At 56.8% G+C, this 19,296-nt stretch carries 19 protein-coding genes and 1 other RNA gene; 3 read left to right on the forward strand and 17 right to left on the reverse strand.

All coding sequences use genetic code 11. The features are described 5' to 3' along the window. Positions 1-69 precede the first annotated feature (69 nt). Complete coding sequence (locus tag PbB2_RS04330) at positions 70-1,239, forward strand: saccharopine dehydrogenase family protein (protein ID WP_108984071.1); 1,170 nt, start codon at positions 70-72, stop codon at positions 1,237-1,239. A 13-nt stretch (positions 1,240-1,252) separates the two neighbouring features. Here PbB2_RS04330 and recR read toward each other — a convergent pair whose 3' ends face one another. From recR to ffs, 4 genes are all read right to left on the reverse strand, one after another. After that, positions 1,253-1,879 carry a recombination mediator RecR gene (gene recR / locus PbB2_RS04335; protein WP_305790439.1) on the reverse strand — a complete coding sequence of 209 codons (627 nt, stop codon included), beginning with the start codon at positions 1,877-1,879 and terminating at the stop codon, positions 1,253-1,255. 2 nt (positions 1,880-1,881) lie between these two features. Further along, positions 1,882-2,208 (reverse strand): YbaB/EbfC family nucleoid-associated protein, encoded by a 327-nt coding sequence (locus tag PbB2_RS04340; RefSeq protein WP_305790440.1) that lies wholly within the window; start codon positions 2,206-2,208, stop codon positions 1,882-1,884. A 77-nt stretch (positions 2,209-2,285) separates the two neighbouring features. After that, positions 2,286-4,208, reverse strand: a complete 1,923-nt coding sequence (locus PbB2_RS04345) for a DNA polymerase III subunit gamma/tau (protein ID WP_108984072.1) — start codon at positions 4,206-4,208, stop codon at positions 2,286-2,288. Positions 4,209-4,301: 93 nt separating this feature from the next. Continuing rightward, positions 4,302-4,400: signal recognition particle sRNA small type (gene ffs, locus PbB2_RS04350), an RNA gene on the reverse strand. A 127-nt stretch (positions 4,401-4,527) separates the two neighbouring features. Here ffs and nudC point away from each other — a divergent pair. Then, positions 4,528-5,484, forward strand: a complete 957-nt coding sequence (gene nudC / locus PbB2_RS04355) for an NAD(+) diphosphatase (protein WP_192576159.1) — start codon at positions 4,528-4,530, stop codon at positions 5,482-5,484. 35 nt (positions 5,485-5,519) lie between these two features. On the opposite strand, the gene PbB2_RS04360 is transcribed toward nudC, so the two are convergent. The 6 genes from PbB2_RS04360 to PbB2_RS04385 all read right to left on the reverse strand — a co-directional run bounded on the left by PbB2_RS04360 (position 5,520) and on the right by PbB2_RS04385 (position 13,119). Beyond that, complete coding sequence (locus tag PbB2_RS04360) at positions 5,520-6,113, reverse strand: DUF3501 family protein (protein ID WP_108984074.1); 594 nt, start codon at positions 6,111-6,113, stop codon at positions 5,520-5,522. Positions 6,114-6,123: 10 nt separating this feature from the next. After that, positions 6,124-7,500 (reverse strand): heterodisulfide reductase-related iron-sulfur binding cluster, encoded by a 1,377-nt coding sequence (locus PbB2_RS04365; protein ID WP_238164848.1) that lies wholly within the window; start codon positions 7,498-7,500, stop codon positions 6,124-6,126. Between the two features lie 119 nt (positions 7,501-7,619). Further along, a complete protein-coding gene (locus PbB2_RS04370; RefSeq protein WP_108984297.1) occupies positions 7,620-8,039 on the reverse strand; it encodes a rubrerythrin family protein in 420 nt (139 codons plus the stop codon). A gap of 204 nt (positions 8,040-8,243) precedes the next feature. Beyond that, positions 8,244-9,281 carry an SH3 domain-containing protein gene (locus tag PbB2_RS04375; RefSeq protein ID WP_192576161.1) on the reverse strand — a complete coding sequence of 346 codons (1,038 nt, stop codon included), beginning with the start codon at positions 9,279-9,281 and terminating at the stop codon, positions 8,244-8,246. 186 nt (positions 9,282-9,467) lie between these two features. Next, entirely contained in the window at positions 9,468-10,535 is a 1,068-nt protein-coding gene (locus tag PbB2_RS04380) for a hypothetical protein (protein ID WP_145959867.1), read from the reverse strand. A gap of 454 nt (positions 10,536-10,989) precedes the next feature. Then, a complete protein-coding gene (locus PbB2_RS04385) occupies positions 10,990-13,119 on the reverse strand; it encodes a sodium-translocating pyrophosphatase (protein WP_108984298.1) in 2,130 nt (709 codons plus the stop codon). 225 nt (positions 13,120-13,344) lie between these two features. On the opposite strand from PbB2_RS04385, the gene PbB2_RS04390 reads away from it, so the two are divergent. Next, positions 13,345-13,776, forward strand: a complete 432-nt coding sequence (locus PbB2_RS04390; protein ID WP_133245716.1) for a hypothetical protein — start codon at positions 13,345-13,347, stop codon at positions 13,774-13,776. Here the strand turns inward: PbB2_RS04390 and thiL are convergent, their stop codons facing one another. The 7 genes from thiL to glyA form a co-directional block, all read right to left on the reverse strand. Next, a complete protein-coding gene (gene thiL, locus PbB2_RS04395) occupies positions 13,777-14,778 on the reverse strand; it encodes a thiamine-phosphate kinase (RefSeq protein ID WP_192576162.1) in 1,002 nt (333 codons plus the stop codon). It lies immediately after the preceding gene. 93 nt (positions 14,779-14,871) lie between these two features. Next, entirely contained in the window at positions 14,872-15,357 is a 486-nt protein-coding gene (gene nusB / locus PbB2_RS04400) for a transcription antitermination factor NusB (protein WP_108984079.1), read from the reverse strand. Continuing rightward, positions 15,354-15,821 (reverse strand): 6,7-dimethyl-8-ribityllumazine synthase, encoded by a 468-nt coding sequence (ribH, locus tag PbB2_RS04405; protein ID WP_108984080.1) that lies wholly within the window; start codon positions 15,819-15,821, stop codon positions 15,354-15,356. The genes nusB and ribH overlap by 4 nt, the downstream gene beginning before the upstream one ends. Before the next feature lie 31 nt (positions 15,822-15,852). Then, complete coding sequence (locus PbB2_RS04410; RefSeq protein WP_320410526.1) at positions 15,853-16,491, reverse strand: riboflavin synthase; 639 nt, start codon at positions 16,489-16,491, stop codon at positions 15,853-15,855. After that, positions 16,464-17,171, reverse strand: coding sequence for a RibD family protein (locus PbB2_RS04415; protein ID WP_238164849.1), 708 nt, complete (start codon positions 17,169-17,171; stop codon positions 16,464-16,466). Before PbB2_RS04415 ends, PbB2_RS04410 begins: the two co-directional genes overlap by 28 nt. Continuing rightward, complete coding sequence (gene nrdR, locus PbB2_RS04420; protein WP_108984083.1) at positions 17,161-17,655, reverse strand: transcriptional regulator NrdR; 495 nt, start codon at positions 17,653-17,655, stop codon at positions 17,161-17,163. The genes PbB2_RS04415 and nrdR overlap by 11 nt, the downstream gene beginning before the upstream one ends. 62 nt (positions 17,656-17,717) lie before the next feature. Further along, on the reverse strand, positions 17,718-19,016 hold the full coding sequence (gene glyA / locus PbB2_RS04425; RefSeq protein WP_108984084.1) for a serine hydroxymethyltransferase: 1,299 nt from the start codon (positions 19,014-19,016) through the stop codon (positions 17,718-17,720). Positions 19,017-19,296 lie beyond the last annotated feature (280 nt).

Genomic DNA, 19,296 nt, shown 5'->3' on the forward strand with positions numbered 1-19,296 from the left:
GCCCTTTGCCGTCATCCGCGCCACACAGCCTCACGCTGAATGAATGCACGTGGCAGTGGGAGAGACGCAATGAGCCGGGAATTTGACATCATTGTTTTTGGAGCCTCAGGTTTTACCGGCCGTTTGGTGGCTGAATATCTTGCCGAAACCTACCCAGCGGGCGTACGCTGGGCGATGGGCGGGCGCAATCATGATAAGTTGGCCGCCGTCCGAGATGAAATCGGGGCACCCAAGGATACCCCGCTGGTTGTCTGCGACAGCGACGACAAAGCCTCACTTGAGGCGATGGTGCGTTCAACCAAAGTGGTGCTGACCACCGTGGGGCCCTATCAGCTGTATGGCAATGAATTGGTCGCAGCATGCGCAGCCCATGGCACCGACTATGTGGATCTGTGCGGAGAACCTGCTTGGATGCGCAAGATGATCGACGCCCATGAGAGCGCCGCTAAAGCATCCGGCGCACGCATCGTGTTTTCCTGTGGCTTTGATTCCATTCCGTTTGATCTGGGCGTGCAAATGGCACAGGAGGCGATGATCGCCAAAACAGGCAAGCCAGCCACACGTGTCAAAGGTCGGGTTCGCAAAATGAAGGGCACGTTCTCAGGCGGCACAGCAGCAAGCCTGAAAGCTACCATGGCGGCCGCCATGAAAGAGCCTGGCGTGCTTGATCTGTTGCGCAACCCCTTTGCCCTCACGCCAGGCTTTGAAGGCCCCACGCAACCCCATGGGATGAAGCCCTATTTGGACGAGGAAATGGGCACATGGGTAGCCCCTTTTGTGATGGCCCCGATCAATACCCGCAATGTTCATCGCACCAATGCACTTTTGGGCCACAAATATGGCGCTGAGCTCACCTATGAAGAAATGATGGTGACCGGCCCTGGCGAGAAGGGTGAAGCCATGGCCCATGCGATTGCGGGCGACAAAAGCCTTGGCGCAGAAGGTGGGCCTAAGCCCGGTGAAGGTCCTTCTAAAGAAGAGCGCGAAACCGGCTATTACGACGTCCTGTTTATTGCAAAGGGCGACAATGGCGATGATGTCGAAGTCGTCGTCACCGGGAATCGTGATCCCGGTTATGGCTCAACCTCGAAAATGATTGCGGAATCGGCCTTGTGTCTCTTGAACGAGGCCAAGGATGCTGGTGGTGGCATTTGGACGCCAGGTGCCGTAATGGGCCCTGCCCTGCGCGCCCGCCTGATTGCCCGTGCTGGCATCACTTTTGACGTGGTCAAGAGCTAAGGCATACGAGCCTTCATACGCTGCGGCGCGCCTTTAGGGCCGCCAGCAGCGTGCCATCATCAAGATGATCCAACTCCCCGCCAACAGGAACCCCATGGGCCAGTTTGGTGACGCTGACGCCCTGATCAGCCAAGAGGTCGCCCAAATAATGAGCGGTGGTCTGTCCTTCCACAGTCGCAGCCAAGGCCAGCACCACTTCGGAAACCCCGCCAGCCTGAACCCGTGCGAGCAGGCTGGCAATCCGCAAATCCTCTGGACGCACACCATCAAGGGCCGACAAGACGCCTCCCAGCACATGATAATGCCCTTGATAGGCGCCCGAGCGTTCAAGCGCCCACAAATCGGCAACATCGACCACCACGCACAAGGTGCTGGCATCTCGGGCGGGATCGGTACAGACCGAACATGGGTCAGACGTATCAAGGTTGCCACAGCGCTGGCAGGTACGAACTGATTGGGCAGCATCGGCCAATGCTTGGCTCAAAGGCTGCATCAGCCCATCACGTTTTTTCAGCAGGTGTAAAGCCGCCCGCCGTGCCGAGCGTGGCCCAAAACCCGGCAATTTCGCCAAGAGGGTCACCAGACGCTCAATCTCCGGGCTGGCTTGGGCGCGGCGTGGACGGGCAGACATCTCCGCCATGATCAAAATGGCATCTTGAAGCCAGGAGGCAGTGGTAAGCCGCCCATCAAATCCTTTTCCATATCGCCGCGGCTGGCTTCCACCTTTTTGCGGGAATCCTCAAAAGCTGCCTTGATCAAATCTTCCAAAATTTCAACATCGTCCGGTACGCACAGGCTGGGATCGATCGATATGGCTAAAAGTTTTCCTTCGCCATTGGTGGTGATTTTCACCATGCCAGCCCCAGCACTGCCTTCAGCTTCAATCTTTTCCATCTTCTTTTGGGCATCTGCGACTTTGGCCTGCATTTGCTGCATGGTCTTCATCAGGCCGCCAAGATCTTTCATCATCATCTCTCTCCTTGCCGCTGGTGATGGCATAATCGCAGGACGGCATCTAGTACCCAGTTCAGGCCCGATAATGGAGCCTAGTCACCCACACGCCGACGGGCAAAATCGACCGAGAGCACATTGTCGCGCTCAACGTCCTCTTCGCCATCTTCGGGGGGTGCATCCAAGCTGGCAGCAGGCTCTGGCACGGGTGCCTCACGCACTTCGAGGATCCGTGCACCGGGGAACGCTTTAAGGGCTGCCAGAACTTCAGGTGTCTGCTTGGCTGCTTCAAGCCGTTCGGCATCCAAACGTTTGCGGCGTTCAGCCACGCTTTCCTGTCCGCCTTGGCCGACATCAACTTCCCAATCTTCCTGCGTCACCGCGCAGAGCGCCTCCACTGTGCGGCGCTGTAAATCGGATGGCGCGTTGGCCAAAAGCTCAATCACCAACCGACCGGGTGTGAGAGAAACAGGTCTGACGAAACGCTCAAGCTCAGCCACCAAAGCAATTTCGCGGGCGTCTTCCAACGCATCGAGAAGATCATCAAAGCCAGGAACCACAGGCGAACGTGACGCAGATGGGTCGACAGCCGCCGGATTTGCTGCCGGATTTGCTGCCGCGGCGGGTGCCGACGCACGGATAACTGCCGGCGGCGCTGCCGATACAGGCGCAGAAACCTCTATCGCGGTCGGGCCAGACGTTGAGATTGACGCAGCGCTATTCCCGGTGCTTTGCGCCATTGGTTGGCCCACCAAAAGCCGCGCTAAGTCCTCCGGCGGTGGTAATTGCTGGGCCGCACAGGCGCGCAAAAGGCACATTTCAGCCGCCTGCACCGGGTCAGGTGCACGCCCGGCTTCCTCAAAGCCGCGCAGGATGATCTGCCATAAGCGGGTAAGGGCTGCGGGGCTTGTCGCTTCGGCAAAAGCGCGCATTTGGCCAATATGATCGCTCGCCCCAGCAGGCCGCCACTCTGCTCCCAAGACATCCGCACGCGATACTTCGTGGATCAAGTCCATCAAATCGCGCAAAACCAAACTTGGATCTGCCCCTAAATCATATTGTTCGCGAAAGGCTTGCAATGCTGTCTTGCCATCGCCTTTAAGCACTGCGCCTAAGAGGTCCAAAGTCCGGCTGCGGTCGGCCAATCCCAACATGTCGCGGATTTGTGTCGCGGTCACACCTTGGCCCTGATCCTGCACAATGGCTTGATCGAGCAGGGAAAGTCCATCGCGGGCTGAACCTTCGGCGGCCCGCGCAATCAATTCAAGGCCATCGGCCTCAATATTGCTGCCTTCTTTCCGGGCAATCTTTCCCAGATAATCGGCCAAAACACCGGGCTCAATCCGGCGTAAATCAAAGCGCTGACAGCGCGATAGGATGGTAACCGGAACAGAGCGAATTTCAGTTGTGGCAAAAATGAACTTCACATGCGGCGGTGGCTCTTCCAGTGTCTTAAGCAAGGCGTTGAACGCGCTCTTTGACAGCATGTGAACTTCGTCGATGATATAGACCTTGTAGCGGGCGGCAATCGGGCCATAACGTACCCCGTCGAGCAGTTCGCGCATGTCCCCCACACCTGTGCGCGAGGCCGCATCTAGCTCAAGCACATCTGGATGATTGCCGCGAGTGATCGCCTCACACTGGCTTCCCAATGGATCAAGCTGGATCGAGGGCCGATTCACGCTTGGGGTCTGATAATTCAATGCACGTGCAATCAGGCGGGCTGTTGTGGTCTTTCCAACCCCGCGCACCCCGGTCAGCATAAAGGCGTGCGCGATCCGATTGGTGGCAAACGCATTGGTCAACGTTCGCACCATGGCTTCTTGACCGATCAGGTCTTCAAATCGCTGCGGACGATATTTACGCGCCAACACCAGATAGGGTTGGCCAGTGGGCGCAGTTGGGCTCGGCGGCTCCGAGCTTTCCCCAAACATGGATAGCGTCAGGTCATCGCGCGGCTCATCAACCAGATCGTGGATATCATCGGGATGTTCACCACCAAAATCTGTGCCAGCCATGCCGTGGTTCCAAATTGAGGGGTTTGAACCCAATTGACGGGTTTCACATCATACCGCGCGCCTGCCAAAAGCCCGACAATGGCCAGAAGGCAGGGGTGGAGACCGAACGGCGACCCACGGCAAAACTCGTTGCGGCTGCTTCCTTCCGGACCTGACCGAATTGGCGAGGACCATGTCCACCGCCGATCTCCACCCCCCATATCGCAAGTTGGCCTGCGCTTTTCAAGTGTACTCAACCGCATTCCTGTGCATGCTTGCCATCTGCGCGACGGCTGATTTCAGACTTGACCATCGGGGCCGGCCTAGGTCAGGTGCATGTATGAGCGTCCATTCTGCCCCTATGCCGTTCACCGGTTATCCGTTGGATCGGGCCAGCGCCTTGCGGCGAGACATCGCCGCCATCGAAGCCTTGGCCAATCACCCCGACAGCGATCTGATCCTGATACAGGAGGGCAAGCCAGTCTTGTCGACGGCCCCATCAGCCGATGGCAGCCGCAGTTTGCTTCGCTTAGCTTGCGCGAGCCGAGGCGGATTTCTGCCACGGTCGAGCCCACCACCCATTTTGATGGGGCTGGATAGCCAGGGTCGGGCTACTTTTGCCACCAGTCTGCCCGCCCGATTTGATTGGCAGGACAGCCCAATCCAAGGTTTAGGTGAGACTGAGGACTTGCGCGCTGCGGCCAGCATTCTTAACCTCACCGATCTGGCAGTTGCGGGGACAGCCAAAAGCCTATTGGATTGGCACGCTCGCCACGGGTTTTGCGCCAATTGCGGCCATGAGACCCAAGCCGCAGAATCAGGTTGGAAACGTGTCTGTCCTGACTGCAAAACGGAGCATTTTCCCAGGACAGACCCCGTTGCCATTATGCTGGCAGTGAAAGGCGATCACTGCTTGCTTGGTCGGGGAATAGGCTTTCGTTCAGGCTATATCTCCGCACTTGCAGGCTTTATCGAGCCGGGTGAAACCATTGAAGAAGGCTGCGCCCGCGAACTCAATGAGGAGGCAGGCGTGCGCATGACCAAAGCGCGCATCGTCGCCAATCAACCCTGGCCATTTCCATCTCAATTGATGATCGGCCTGATTGCGGAAGTCGAATCCTATGACCTTACCATCGACCCGCACGAGATTTCCCAAGCGATGTGGTTTTCCCGTGACGAAGCGCGCGCTCTCCTTTCAGAACAAGGCTGCACACGCGATGGGGCAATATTGCGGGCTCCCCCGCCGATTGCCATTGCGCATCATTTGATCAAGCTGTGGGTTGAGGAAGGCTGTTAGGCCGCCCGCCCCGCGCACGCAGAACACATACCTTCTCAGGCAAAGTCCCGCGCAAGTTCCGCCCGGGTTGCTGGGCTTAAAATGGTTAGATGGGCATAGCTTTCATGATCGCTGCCCACCATGATCTGGGTCGCCGGGTCACGAAACACAGCAATATGGGCAGGCTCGAGCGGGAAATGCATGAAATGGACCGAGGAGGCCTTGCCGTCTGATCGGGTGCGTTCCACATCGCCCTCAGGGATTGCACGGATCTTATCAGCGCCAATCTGAAGGAAGAAGTGATCCTCAATTCCGCCCAGTCGGGCAAGAATATTGGCCCGGCGCGTTGGTTCATCAATCTCAAACATGATGGTGGCAACCAATTCCGAGCCTTGCGGGATCAGTGGATTATAGGCGGCCAATTCATCCTGAATTTGCTCCTCCCCGCCCTTCTCGATCAACAGCATTTCCTGGATCTGGAACAGCATGGTCTCAAACGTCTCAAAATAGACGGTGCAGACAGGTCCAAGGTCAATCCGGCGCAATTTCTTGATTGGCAGAAGCTCAGCTCGGCGTTCTTTGCGAACTTTCGCGAACTCTGCGTCAGACAGAAGGTCGGCGCGGGTAATGGTGCGAGAAGATGCTGGCATATCTTTTTCCTCAGCTTAGGCCGTAAGCACGGGCCAAAATCTCGATGGGATGGGCTTGTAAGGGTTGTTTGGCTGGAGCCTTGTCCGGACCGGTTTCCGCAATCAACATCTGGCCCAAATGTTTGCAGGCCAAAGGACAATCCGAACACAGAGTGTCATTATCCTTGCTGGCCACCTGTTTGGCGGCGGGCTTACCGACTTTGAATGCCAGCGGCTTGGTCTCTTTAAGCACACCAAATGTGCCGCCATGGCCAGAGCAGCGTTCAACCACATCCACTTTCGTTTCGGGAATGAGTTTCAGCATTTCAGCCGATTTCTGACCCATGTTTTGAGCGCGCGCATGGCACGCATGGTGAACGGTTACACCGCCCTCAACAGGCTGCAACCCGGGAGCCAGTCCGTACGTCTTCGACAGATCGACCATATATTCGGAAATGTCGCGTGTCGCAGCGGCCAGCTTCTTCACCTGGGGATTATCGGGCAGGATCAGGGGCCACTCGAACTTCATCATCAGGCCGCAGGATGCTGTCAGTGCAATGACGTCATGGCCGCTATCGATCCAATGTTCAAAATGAGCGGCAACACGGGCGGCGCGCGCCGCAACTTCGGCGATATTGCCCGATTCCAATTGTGGCATGCCGCAACACTCAGGATAGACCAAAGTAGAGGCAATTCCTTGCTTGGCCAAAACCTCTGCGGCTGCAACGGCGGTATTGGGGGCATTATAATCGACAAAGCAGGTGGCATAGAGGGCCGCCTTACGCTTGCCATAGGCTGGTCCAGCTTCATCGCCCTGGGTTGTGGTGGCCAAGTGGTCAGAAGCTGTCGTGGTGTGAAACTTCGGCAGCTCAACCTCGGCATCAATGCCGGTCAGTGTCTCAATCACAGCCCGTACAGGCTTGTTGGACACATCACTGGCCCAATTGGCGATCCCCGCAATTGGGCGGGCCAAACGGCCATTACGGTCGGTCTCGGCCAAAGCCTCGCGCACGGGATTATCAATGCCGTCCGCCCGCCGCTTTGCAGCCCGGTGACGCAGGATGAGGTGGGGGAAATCGAGGTCAAACTCGTGTGGGGGTACGTAGGGACATTTGGTCAAGAAGCACATATCGCACAAGGTGCAAGCGTCAGCGACCTCCTGATAAGCAGCCTTGGGCACGCTATCGAGTTCGCCGGTTGGGCTTTCGTCGACCAGGTCAAACAATTTGGGGAAGGAATCACACAGATTGAAGCAACGCCGACAGCCGTGACAAATATCAAACACACGCTCCATCTCATGCTCGATGAGCGCTAAGTCATAATAGCTGTCTTCCTGCCACGGGATGGGATGGCGGAACGGGGCATCCAGACTGCCCTCACGGGGTGCCTTTTTCATCTCTTCAGCCACGCTTAACTCCTCCCTGCAACGCCGACACCAACCTCTTTAGAAAAAGCCGACCAGACTGGCCTCACAGGCAAAGGGGCTGAGACATGCCCAGCCCCTTGCCTGATCACGCGATCAAAAGATCAAGCGTCCATGCTGTCCAATGCGCGCTGGAAGCGGCCGGCATGAGACTTTTCAGCCTTTGCCAAGGTCTCAAACCAATCAGCAATCTCGTCAAAACCCTCTTCACGGGCCGTGCGCGCCATACCGGGATACATGTCGGTATATTCGTGGGTTTCCCCAGCGATGGCCGCTTTCAGATTGTCAGCGGTGGTGCCGATTGGCAGGCCCGTTGCAGGGTCGCCCACAGCTTCCATAAATTCGAGGTGACCATGGGCATGGCCGGTTTCGCCTTCAGCGGTTGAGCGGAACACGGTGGCCACGTCATTATAGCCTTCCACGTCAGCCTTTTGTGCGAAATACAGGTAGCGGCGATTGGCTTGGCTTTCACCGGCGAAAGCTTCCTTGAGATTTTCGAGTGTTTTGCTGGTTGCGAGGCTCATCATGTCTCTCCTGAGAATCGAAGCTAACCTTGGCCCAACTTTGCATGCCAGACGTTGTGCGTCGGCCGTCGCAGGCAGGTTGGTCGCGAGCAACACCAGAATGTGGCGCAAAGATCAAATTGATTTTGACTATCCGGTCTATAGATTCAATCAATGTATCGTGAGGGGGCGCAATCGGGTGGGCCGCTCACAAGCCCCCAAACCTCAGGGCTGTGGACCTGCTACGGCAGGGCTGGGCACTGGGGCATTCGGAGTGACAGGCAGGACAGTATCGCTGGCTTCGCCTGGGGTGGTGTTGGCCTTTGGCCCCTCGCTGCTGGCGGACCCTGCTGCCACCGCCGCAGCGGCTGCCTTCATTTGGGCCAGGGTCGCAGCATCAAGTGGTTCGGTCTGACCTTGTGGCACATTGGGGCCTGGAGCTTCAGAGCCATCTGGATAGACCCAGCGTGAGCCCCCGTCCACAAGGCTAATCGCAGCCTTCGGCGCAAAACCCTGACTGCCATCACTTAGCTTCAAGACATACCATGCAACGCCCGATTGGGTTTGCCCGATCACCCGCACGGTTTCTCCGGCCTGCAAGGCGCGCACCACACGCGAATTTGGCAGCGGTGTGGCTTGGACATTGACAATCTGAAGGGCACGACCTGCCACACCAATCTTCGATGTGGCCATATTCATATCGTCCATCATTGCATCGTCATCGGCCGTGGTAAAACGTTGCAGCAGATAGACAATATTGGCCCCATCCAGCGGGATACGCAGCCACAACTCACCTTCTGCTTCAACCATGCCATCTGAAATCAGCCGCGTCCCCCCATCGACCGTCCCGACAATTTTGCCCGACATGGAAGGGGTTTCGCGCAAATTCAGCAATGTAGACGTCACGATGTGGCGCACCCCACCGGTTACTTTGCCACTTGCGTTACTTGTGACGATTTCACGGAAAAGTGCTTTCGGCGCAAAGCCCTTTGCGCCGTCAATGGCGGTCAAGCTCAACCATTCGACCCCATTTCGCACTCCAGCACTTTGGGCAGAAACGATGGTGCCTTCCTTGAGAATCAGCGCGATGGGGGCTGCCAAATCAGGGGTTTTTCGCACGTCGGTTCGCCCCAGTGCACTATAGGACTTGGCCTGCTCAATTTCTGGGGCGGCGACTTCATCCTTCATGAAAAGCGCGCGAAACCCCATGAAAGCGGCAACGCTTACGCCGATGGCCACAGCGGCGGCAGCCAGCATAACCATCACCCGGTTAGCACCTCCCGATGCGCCTGAGCCGGGCTCACGCAGGGACCTGGAATCCTGTGATAGCATCGGTGTATTCCCATTGTGACGGCGCGTGACCAAGTAAGGAGCCGTACCTCTTGGTGCAGCGGTTTACCAGCATGAACGGGGTGGCAACAAGGGGACGCTCACAGCAGACGCCCGCCCCTACTGATTGATCGCCAAAGCCCTGCCCGGCAACCAACCTTGATTCCCCTTAGGCGAGGTCACTTGATACCAAGGAACACCCGCCACAATCCGGACATCCTCAGCCGGCATCAGTGTATCAACAGGCAAAACTTCCAAAACAGCCTCCGATGTCACCCCCGGTCTGGCCCGCAGACTGGCAGGTGCCCCATCGACGCGCATCAAGGTGCCGACACTCACCGCCATCGGACCCTTCGGCGGAGCACTCTCGGCAGGATCAGGCGGAACAATGCCATCCTGACCTGAAGTCCCATTTGGAAGCACCCCAGCCCCGGCTGTCCCGGCTTGGCCAGTTGGGCCCACAGGCGTCAAAGAGACCCCTGCACTACCCAAAATCCAGCCTGTGCGTCCGTTGGTGAGCTGGACCTGATTAAAAAGAACGCCTGCCACAGTTTGCTGGGCGATCACATTGACGAGCATGCCTTCAGCCACATTGCCCATGGGAACGCCATCTGCTGCTGGAGTCTGAAAGATGGTTGCAGGGCCTTTGAGTATCTGAAAGGTGATGGGCTGCGCGAGGGCCATCGGGCCAAGTTGTACCGGGGCAACCGGCATCACCACGCTGTTAATCGTGTTACCTGCAGTTGGATCAAGACTGGAGTAGTCAGCCTCTCCCTCACCCAACAGATCCAAATGATCTTCGCGCACAAAGCCCGACCGCGACCGATCCGTCGGCAGGGTAACACGGAGCCAGATTTGCGCGCCTTGGCTCAGCTTTCCAGTGACGTCCAAAATCGTATCCACCGGCAACACCATAATCTGCGCACTTTCAGAATCGGGCAGCACACGGGCGGCGGTTTGTTCAATGACGCGGCGTAATTGCGGCGGCGAAATCTGTTCAATGGCCAGCCCCTCGCTGTTGGCAGACAGACCGGATGGATCGACCCATGCGGAATTGTCGGGCTTGGGACCAAAGGCGCGCCATGCGATAAAGCCGACCAAAATGATCAAGGCGGCAATGGCTGCCCAGCGGGTCACGTTCATTGCCGACCCAGCAAGAGCCGATGGTTCTTTTGTCTCTGATGCCATCTGCGTGCCCGATGGCGGTAGGCTGCGGGTGCCAAAGTGTTGAGCCTCTGCATCAGGCCAGCTGGAGGCCGTTGGCTGTGCCGTCGTGACCAACGGTTCGCCGACAAGCGCCAGCGGGCTGCGACACAGGGGGCAAACGCTGTCGGGGCCTGCATAGGGCAGATCCAATTCCAGACGGGCATTTTCGCATGCCTCTGGCTGATTTGAACACCGACCTATCGGCACTGTGCTTCTCCTGACGCTGTGTTCCATACCAAATCTTGGGCGCGACATTGCCCTTGCCATCCCGGCTGAGGCAAATGCTTTTTTCAAACACAGGCAACTCAAACCCGTCTTGAGACCACCTTATGGCCCCCCATTGCGGCAAGCCAAGGGCAAGAGCCCTACCCGCCTGCACACACAAAAAAGTCCCGGCCACAGGGCCGGGACTTTCGATCTTGTGGGTACGCCTCGATCAGCCTTGATGAGCAAGAACAGCCAAGAGCAACAAAGCCACAATATTGGTGATCTTGATCATCGGGTTTACGGCAGGCCCAGAGGTGTCCTTATATGGGTCACCCACAGTATCACCGGTCACCGAAGCCTTGTGGGCATCAGAGCCTTTCATATGCTTGACGCCATCGCGATCAACAAAGCCGTCCTCAAAGGATTTCTTGGCATTGTCCCAAGCCCCGCCGCCGGAGGTCATGGAAATAGCCACAAACAGCCCCGTCACAATCACGCCCAAGAGCATGGCACCAACCGCAGCAAGCGCTTGAGCCTTCCCTGCAATGGCAGTGATGGCGAAGAACAACACGATGGGCGACAGCACCGGCAGAAGCGACGGCACAATCATTTCGCGAATAGCTGCTTGGGTCAGAATATCCACGGCACGGCCATAATCTGGCTTGGCTTTACCTTCCATGATGCCGGGGATTTCCTTGAACTGGCGGCGCACTTCCTGCACCACTGATTCTGCGGCCCGTCCCACCGCTGTCATTGACCAGCCGCCGAACAAATAGGGCAACAGGCCGCCGATCAGCAGACCGACAACGACATAAGGGTTGGACAGGTCAAAGCTGACATCAACACCGGCAAAGAAGGGATATTCCGCCGCGTTGGAGGAGAAATATTTCAAGTCCTCCGTATATGCCGCAAACAGAACCAGAGCACCAAGACCGGCTGAGCCAATCGCATAGCCCTTGGTCACCGCTTTGGTGGTATTGCCAACCGCATCAAGCGCATCAGTCGTCTTGCGCACTTCAGGCGGCAAATTGGCCATTTCGGCGATACCACCGGCATTGTCTGTTACCGGGCCAAAGGCATCAAGAGCCACAATGATGCCAGCCACCGACAGCATGGTGGTTGTGGCAATGGCGATCCCAAACAGGCCAGCCAGATTATAGGTCGCAAGAATGCCACCTACGATGATCAGTGCTGGCAGGGCTGTGGCTTCCATGGAGACAGCCAGACCCTGGATCACATTGGTCCCATGGCCTGATACCGAGGCTTGGGCCACCGACTTCACGGGACGATAGTCAGTGCCGGTGTAATATTCAGTCACCCACACGATTGCTGCGGTCACCACCAGACCCAACAGGCCTGACAGGAACAAATTCATGGCCGTGATCGACACACCGCCAGAGGTCACATAAGTTTGGGTGACAGTGGTTTGAACCACACCATAAAGGCCAACAACCGATAGCACGCCGGCCGCAATCAAGCCCCTATAGAGCGCATTCATGATATTGTTGTCTTTGCCCAAACGGACAAAATATGTGCCGATGATCGAGGTCACGATTGCCATGGCACCAATGGCCAAAGGCAATGACATCATCACAGCCGCGCCAGCTTCCTTGAAGAAGATCGACGCCAACACCATAGTCGCAACCAAAGTCACGGCATAGGTTTCAAACAGGTCGGCCGCCATACCGGCGCAGTCGCCGACATTGTCGCCAACATTATCGGCAATCGTGGCCGGGTTGCGGGGGTCATCCTCAGGGATACCGGCTTCAACCTTGCCGACCATATCGCCACCCACATCTGCACCCTTGGTGAAGATGCCGCCACCAAGACGGGCGAAAATCGAGATCAGCGAGGCACCGAAGCCCAAAGCCACCAGTGGGTCGATCACCTCACGGCTGGTTGGTTCAAGTCCCATGACTTGGGTGAGGACATAATAATAGCCAGCAACACCGATCAGCGCGAGTCCGGCAACCAACATGCCGGTGACTGCCCCAGAACGGAAGGCCATGGACAAACCAGCGGCCAGACTGTTGCGAGCCGCTTCAGTTGTACGCACATTGGCCCGCACCGATACCAGCATGCCAACATAGCCTGCCACGCCCGACAGCACGGCACCGACCACGAAACCGATGGCAGTGGGCATGCTGAACAGGAAGGTCAGAACAACAGCGATCACCACGCCGACGATGCCGATGGTGGTATATTGCCGGTTCAGATACGCATTGGCCCCTTCTTGAATGGCAGCAGCAATTTCCTGCATCCGCTCATTGCCAGGACTGGATTTGAGAACCTGTTGTACGGTGATGAAGCCGTAGATCAATGCAATGATCCCGGCACCAATGGCCGCGACCACACTCATGACGCTAACGTCCATGTTTATCCTCTTTCGTTTCCCGGTTCATGTGCGGCCAAAGTTGATCTCTGGCTCTACCCATGTTCCCCATTTTGTTAAGGACTTATTCTTTAGGGGGCGATTTGGCGACTGGCAACGTGGTGCGACTGTTTGTGGGAAGACTTGGCAGTGATTAGGCAGCGCCGCTGCATGATTAACCATTCAGCGAGATTCCTATGGCACATCATCCCCATGTCTATGTCATCGCGTCGATCCGCTATCGCTCTCAGCGCCGCCAGTGCCGCAACTTTGATGCTGGGCCCGAAAATGTCCGCTGCGGCTGAAGAAAAGAAAGAAGAGGCCGGCGAGCCTCTGGTTGCTGAATTGACCAATGTCGTGCTCCCCCTCGCCCGGGATGGAGCTCTCGTCAATTATTTGTTCGTGACTCTCAAGATTCGCATGTCAGACCTGAATGCGGCTGCTTTCGTGCGCGAACAACATTTCTTGGTGCGCGACGGGATTACGCGAGCTTCAAGTCGGTCGCCAATTCCGATTGGTAAGTCACCTGGCACATTTGATACCGCAGCGGTCGTGCGGCTGGTGACAAGTGTGGTCAATGGGCTCAAGCCCGGACTGCGCGTGGTGCGCGTCTCGCTGGAACAGGCAGCATTCATGCGCCGTTGATCAGTCGGCGCGGATCTGCCAACCCAAGCGGTTGGGAAGATCAATCTCCTGATTACCAGCTGTGACGCCCAATCCTGTCCCAGCTTCAATGCTGCCGATGTCCGTGATTGTGACACCCAATTGTTTGGCTGCAGACGTCAGCGACTGCGCGTCGGCAGGATCAATGGCCATCAAGGGTTGATAGTCTTCTCCCCCCGTCGCCAAGGCCAATTGGGCCGAGATGCGATCAGGTTGTGCGGCAAGCCACAGCTGTGCCTCTTGCGACACAGGAAGGCTATTGAGCTCGAGGGTTGCGCGCACCTGTGACGCTTGAGCCAAATGACGGGCATCGGCCAGCAAACCATCTGATACATCAAGGCTGGCTTTGGCATATTGGGCCACAAGCGCAGCAAAGGCCAATGGCGGGGGTGCCGGTGCTTGGGCAAAGGCAACAGCACCGGCCAGTCCGTCGGAAGCAAGCCGCTCCAAGCGGACTTGCAGTCCCAGATGAGCGTCACCCACATATCCGGCCAGCATCAGCCGGTCACCCACACGCGCTCCGCTGCGCAAGATGGGCAGACCTGTCGCGGCCAAGGGTTGCCCAATAAGGGTTAAACTCGCCACCAGCGGTCCATGCGTTGTGCTTGTATCGCCCCCCATCAAAGGACAATTCGCACATTCTGACGCAAGCGTCTGCCCGAGGCCTGACGCAAAATCAGTCAGCTCATGCCGCGAGCGGCCCGTCGGCCAAGCCAATGCCAGAAAGGCTGCTACAGGATGGGCTCCTTTGGCAATGAGGTCAGATGCATTGCGCCGTACAAGCCGCCGCCCGACCCATTCAAGGGGATCAGATGGCAGAAAATGAGTACCTTCAATCACTTGATCTGCCGTGACCACGAAGCCCTTGGATGACACGGGCAATTGAGCCACATCGTCCCGCAAACCAAAGCTGCCTGCATGCTCGTTGCTCAATGGCCGCCAAAGGCGGGCGATCAGCTCAAATTCCAGAGACGGGTCTGCCACGTCGCCTCCTTGCAGCTCTCAGGTCTGTAAGCTGAGAGCCCCTCCATCATTTATGTCGACACCCAAATTGGTTCAATAAGGGCCAAGCACGATCTAGGACGTCACATGACGCAAGTCATTGGCCTTGAGTTCACGCGCCAAACGGTCGAGCAAACCGTTCGTAAATCCACCTTCAGGGCCTTCGAAGAAGGCGTTGACGATCCCCACATATTCATCAATCACCACAGCGACTGGCACATCGGCCCGCCGCAAGAGCTCCCACGTCGCGGCACGAACAGCGGCGCGGACGATGGAATCTATACGATCAAGTCGCCAGCCCTTGGCCAGACGCGCCTTGATCGAGGCATCAATCAGGGCTTGTTCGTCCACCACGCCTTCGACAATGGCGCGAAAGAAATCCGCATCAGCGACTTCAAGAGGACCAATTTCGCTATCCTCACCCAAACGGTGGTCGAGAAATTCCCGCACAATCGCCTTTACGCCGCCGCCTGAAACTTCCATCTGATAGAGCGCTTGGACTGCAGCCAGACGCGCGCCACGCCGGGCGTCCGTCAAGGACGTGGGTTTGGACCGGCTCATACGCCGCCCATATTCAAGCGGCGCTTGACTGACAGCATGGTCAAACAGGCAACGACAGCATCCTTGCCTTTGTTCTTTTGGTCGCGCCGTGCCCGTGCCAAGGCTTGGGCTTCATTCTCAACAGTCAGAATGCCATAGCCAATGGGCAGGCCCTCCACCGACATGTCCATTAAAGCGCGCGCGCTTTCAGAACAAATATAGTCGTAGTGGGTGGTCTCGCCGCGGATGACACAACCCAGCGCAACATAGCCATCAAAATGCCGGCCTGCCGGACGATGGGTGGCGCGCTCTGCATGGGCAATGGCAGCCGGGATCTCAAAAGCACCGGGCACTTTGATGATGTCATACGTGCCATTGACCGCTTTGATCGCCTCAGCGGCACCAGCCACCAATTCTTCAGCAATATGGGCATAGAAATCGCCAACCACGAGCAAAAGATGGGGCGGATCGAATTGAAGTGTCATCGTCAGGTCCACGGGTTAAAAGAGATAGAGCTCAGCCAGCCCTTGATAGGATGCGTTCGACGTAGCGCGCAACTTGGTCCGCTTCAAGATTAACATGGACACCCGGCTTGAGGCGACCCAATGTTGTCACGGTCCACGTGTGCGGAATGATGTTGATGCCAAAACATGTATCATCAACCTCGTTAACGGTCAGCGATACCCCATCGACGCAAATGGATCCTTTTGGCGCGACATATTTGGCTAAATGCGTCGGCACGTCGATGACCACTCGGTGACTCTCATGTTCCTCATGGACTGAAACAACCGTCCCCAAACCGTCCACATGGCCCGACACCAGATGGCCACCCAATTCATCACCCATTTTCAACGCCCGCTCGAGATTAAGTAGGGTGCCGACTTCCCAGTCCCGCGCGGTGGTTAAACGACAGGTTTCCTCACTCACCTGCACCCGCCAGCGCGAGCCGCCCTCAATCGCCTCAAAACCAATCAAGGTCAGGCAAACACCTTGATGGGCAATAGAAGCCCCCATCGACAAGCTCGCCAAATCGTAACGGCTGTCGACCACGAAGACCGTATCGGCACCGGGGCGACGATGTGCTTCAGCAATCCTGCCGATATCGGTGATGATGCCAGTAAACATGGTCAGACTTTCTGGTTTGGGAGATGGCAAAAGGTTTCAAGCAGATCTGGACCGAATGTCTGTTGATCCATCAGTTGGAAGTGGTGGGCCTGATTGAGGGCATCAACCCCCAGACTGTCAAACACCGCCCTTCCATCCCCGCCGAGCAAAATCGGAGCGCGGAACCAAGCAATTTCATCGACAAGCCCTGCGCGCATGAAGGCCGTCGCAATCCCGGGACCAGCCTCAACCATAACAGACTTGACCTTATGGTCACTCATCAGTCGTTCAAGCACCGCCTCCAAGTCCACACCGGCGGTGGCCCCCGCGTCATGGGCGGCGGGTACAAGATGATGGACGAGACCCTTTGGCCAAGCATCTTTTGGCGGCATGGGACTTTGGGCCGTACACCACACTATGCCTCCCTGCCCGAGTGAGCGCATGAGCTGGCTATCCCACCCAAGGCGGGCTTGGCGGTCGAGGACAATGCGGAGCGGTTGGCGGGCCACTGGCGGATCAGTCCGTGCTGTCAGCAAGGGATCGTCAGCCAAAACAGTGCCAATTCCCGTCAGCACCGCGTCGTGAGCCGCGCGCATTCGGTGAACTTCCTCCCGCGCGGCAGGCCCGGTAATCCACTTACTTTCCCCTAACCGTGTGGCGATGCGGCTGTCGAGGCTGGTCGCAAGCTTCAAGGTGACACGCGGGCGCATTGGCACCGACCTAATCGTCACGCACCTGCCCCTGAAGTTTGAGGCGTTCCTTTAAAGCCCCCAGTTCATCATCGACAAACCGGTTGAAATCTTCCGCTTCGCGAAAGTCACGGTAAACAGATGCATAGCGCACAAACGCCACAGGATCGGTTTCACCCAATGCATCGAGAACAAATTGACCAACCGTGCTCGTTGAGACTTCCGCTTCGCCGGAGGTTTCAAGTCGCCGCACAATGCCTGATATGAGATGATCAATCCGTTCTTCCGGCACATCACGCTTACGCAGAGCGATGGTGACCGATCGCTGCAACTTGTCACGGTCAAACAATTCGCGGGTCCCATCACGTTTGATCACTTTGAGCTCGCGCAGCTGCACCCGCTCGAAGGTTGTGAAACGACCACCACACGCAGGACATTGACGCCGCCGCCGGATCGACGCGCCATCTTCAGCTGGACGGGAGTCTTTCACCTGGGTGTCGGCAAAGCCGCAAAATGGACACCGCATGGCTTATCCTTTCGGTCCCACTTAGAGCACCAAGCCCCAACAGCCTGATGCCGGAAGCAGTCTCAATAAAATGGGAAGCGCGCACATAGGGCTTCAACCTCGTGGCGAACGCGGGCTTCTACCTCTGGATTTCCGTCCGGGGTTCCAACCAAAGCGTCTAACACTTCGACAATTTTGCTCCCGATCCATGTAAATTCCTCGGTCCCAAAGCCGCGCGTGGTCCCAGCCGGCGACCCAAGCCGCACCCCCGATGTCGTCGTGGGCGGGGCAGGATCAAACGGCACACCGTTTTTGTTGCAGGTAAAGCCTGCCCGCTCAAGGGCGGCTTCACTGGCTTTGCCGGTCAAACCTTTCGGGCGCAGGTCGACCAAAACCACATGAGTATCAGTCCCACCTGACACGAGGTCGAAGCCCCCCACTTTCACGGCAGCTGCCATTGCTTGGGCATTCGCAATCACCTGTCGCGCATAGGCTTGGAAGTCTGGCGTCAGCGCCTCACCAAAAGCAACAGCCTTCGCGGCGATCACATGCATCAGCGGGCCACCTTGCAAACCGGGGAAGACAGCCGAATTGAACTTCTTGCCCAAGGCCTCATCGCGCGACAAGATCATGCCCCCGCGTGGGCCGCGCAGGGTCTTATGGGTCGTGGTTGTGGCAACATGGGCATAATCAAGCGGATTGGGATGGGCCTTGCCCGCAACCAGCCCAGCAAAATGAGCCATATCGACCATGAAATAAGCACCCACCATATCCGCAATGGCCCGGAAGCGCGCAAAATCGATTTGACGCGGATAGGCCGAGCCCCCCGCAATGATAATCTTGGGCTGATGCTCTTTTGCCAGAGCTTCCACCGCATCATAATCGATCAAGTGGGTGTCAGGTCGAACACCATATGACACCGCCTTAAACCATTTTCCCGACTGGTTGGCTGGCGCACCATGGGTCAAGTGCCCCCCACTTGCCAAATCAAGACCCATAAAGGTTTCGCCGGGCTTCAAAAGCGCCAAAAATACAGCCTGATTGGCTTGTGCTCCCGAGTGGGGCTGGACATTGGCATAGGCACAGTCAAACAAAGCACGCGCCCGCTCCAATGCCAGAGTCTCGGCAACATCAACAAACTCACAGCCGCCATAATACCTCCGGCCAGGATAGCCCTCGGCATATTTGTTTGTCAGAACCGAGCCTTGGGCTTCCAGAACCGCTTTCGAAACAATGTTCTCAGAGGCGATCAGCTCAATCTGGGTTTGCTGACGGTGAAGTTCTTCGGCAATAGCTGTCGCAAGGCCTGGATCCTTCTCGCGCAGACCGGACGAGAAAAATTCTTTCTTTACAGAATATTGTGACTCGATGATGGCTGTCATGGCGTGATGGACTCCGTTTGGCCCTTTCTACATGAAGCCTATCATGGTCCGCAACCACTGTAGCTGCCACGCATACCAGAAGGTAAGATGTATAACTTGACTCATATTCAAGATTAACATTATCGAAAATTTCAGTTTTCGAGATTTTCACATTGAGCTCTTGATAGGGGACAAAAAATTTCTCTTTTATTTTCATTTATTTAAGTATCTACGCGACCTGACATCAACCAAACAAACTTAACGTTAAAAAGAAATTTTGAAGTTTAATTGCTTAACTACC

Source organism: Candidatus Phycosocius bacilliformis (assembly GCF_003112735.1).
Lineage (GTDB): Bacteria > Pseudomonadota > Alphaproteobacteria > Caulobacterales > Aquidulcibacteraceae > Aquidulcibacter > Aquidulcibacter bacilliformis.

Coding starts and splice junctions, on each gene's coding strand:
- PbB2_RS04330 (WP_108984071.1), top strand. CDS start 70: ATGAGCCGGGAATTTGACATCATTGTTTTTGGAGCCTCAGGTTTTACC.
- recR (WP_305790439.1), bottom strand. CDS start 1,879: ATGGCGGAGATGTCTGCCCGTCCACGCCGCGCCCAAGCCAGCCCGGAG.
- PbB2_RS04340 (WP_305790440.1), bottom strand. CDS start 2,208: ATGATGAAAGATCTTGGCGGCCTGATGAAGACCATGCAGCAAATGCAG.
- PbB2_RS04345 (WP_108984072.1), bottom strand. CDS start 4,208: ATGGCTGGCACAGATTTTGGTGGTGAACATCCCGATGATATCCACGAT.
- nudC (WP_192576159.1), top strand. CDS start 4,528: ATGAGCGTCCATTCTGCCCCTATGCCGTTCACCGGTTATCCGTTGGAT.
- PbB2_RS04360 (WP_108984074.1), bottom strand. CDS start 6,113: ATGCCAGCATCTTCTCGCACCATTACCCGCGCCGACCTTCTGTCTGAC.
- PbB2_RS04370 (WP_108984297.1), bottom strand. CDS start 8,039: ATGAGCCTCGCAACCAGCAAAACACTCGAAAATCTCAAGGAAGCTTTC.
- PbB2_RS04375 (WP_192576161.1), bottom strand. CDS start 9,281: ATGGTTATGCTGGCTGCCGCCGCTGTGGCCATCGGCGTAAGCGTTGCC.
- PbB2_RS04380 (WP_145959867.1), bottom strand. CDS start 10,535: ATGGCATCAGAGACAAAAGAACCATCGGCTCTTGCTGGGTCGGCAATG.
- PbB2_RS04385 (WP_108984298.1), bottom strand. CDS start 13,119: ATGAGTGTGGTCGCGGCCATTGGTGCCGGGATCATTGCATTGATCTAC.
- PbB2_RS04390 (WP_133245716.1), top strand. CDS start 13,345: ATGTCTATGTCATCGCGTCGATCCGCTATCGCTCTCAGCGCCGCCAGT.
- nusB (WP_108984079.1), bottom strand. CDS start 15,357: ATGAGCCGGTCCAAACCCACGTCCTTGACGGACGCCCGGCGTGGCGCG.
- ribH (WP_108984080.1), bottom strand. CDS start 15,821: ATGACACTTCAATTCGATCCGCCCCATCTTTTGCTCGTGGTTGGCGAT.
- nrdR (WP_108984083.1), bottom strand. CDS start 17,655: ATGCGGTGTCCATTTTGCGGCTTTGCCGACACCCAGGTGAAAGACTCC.
- glyA (WP_108984084.1), bottom strand. CDS start 19,016: ATGACAGCCATCATCGAGTCACAATATTCTGTAAAGAAAGAATTTTTC.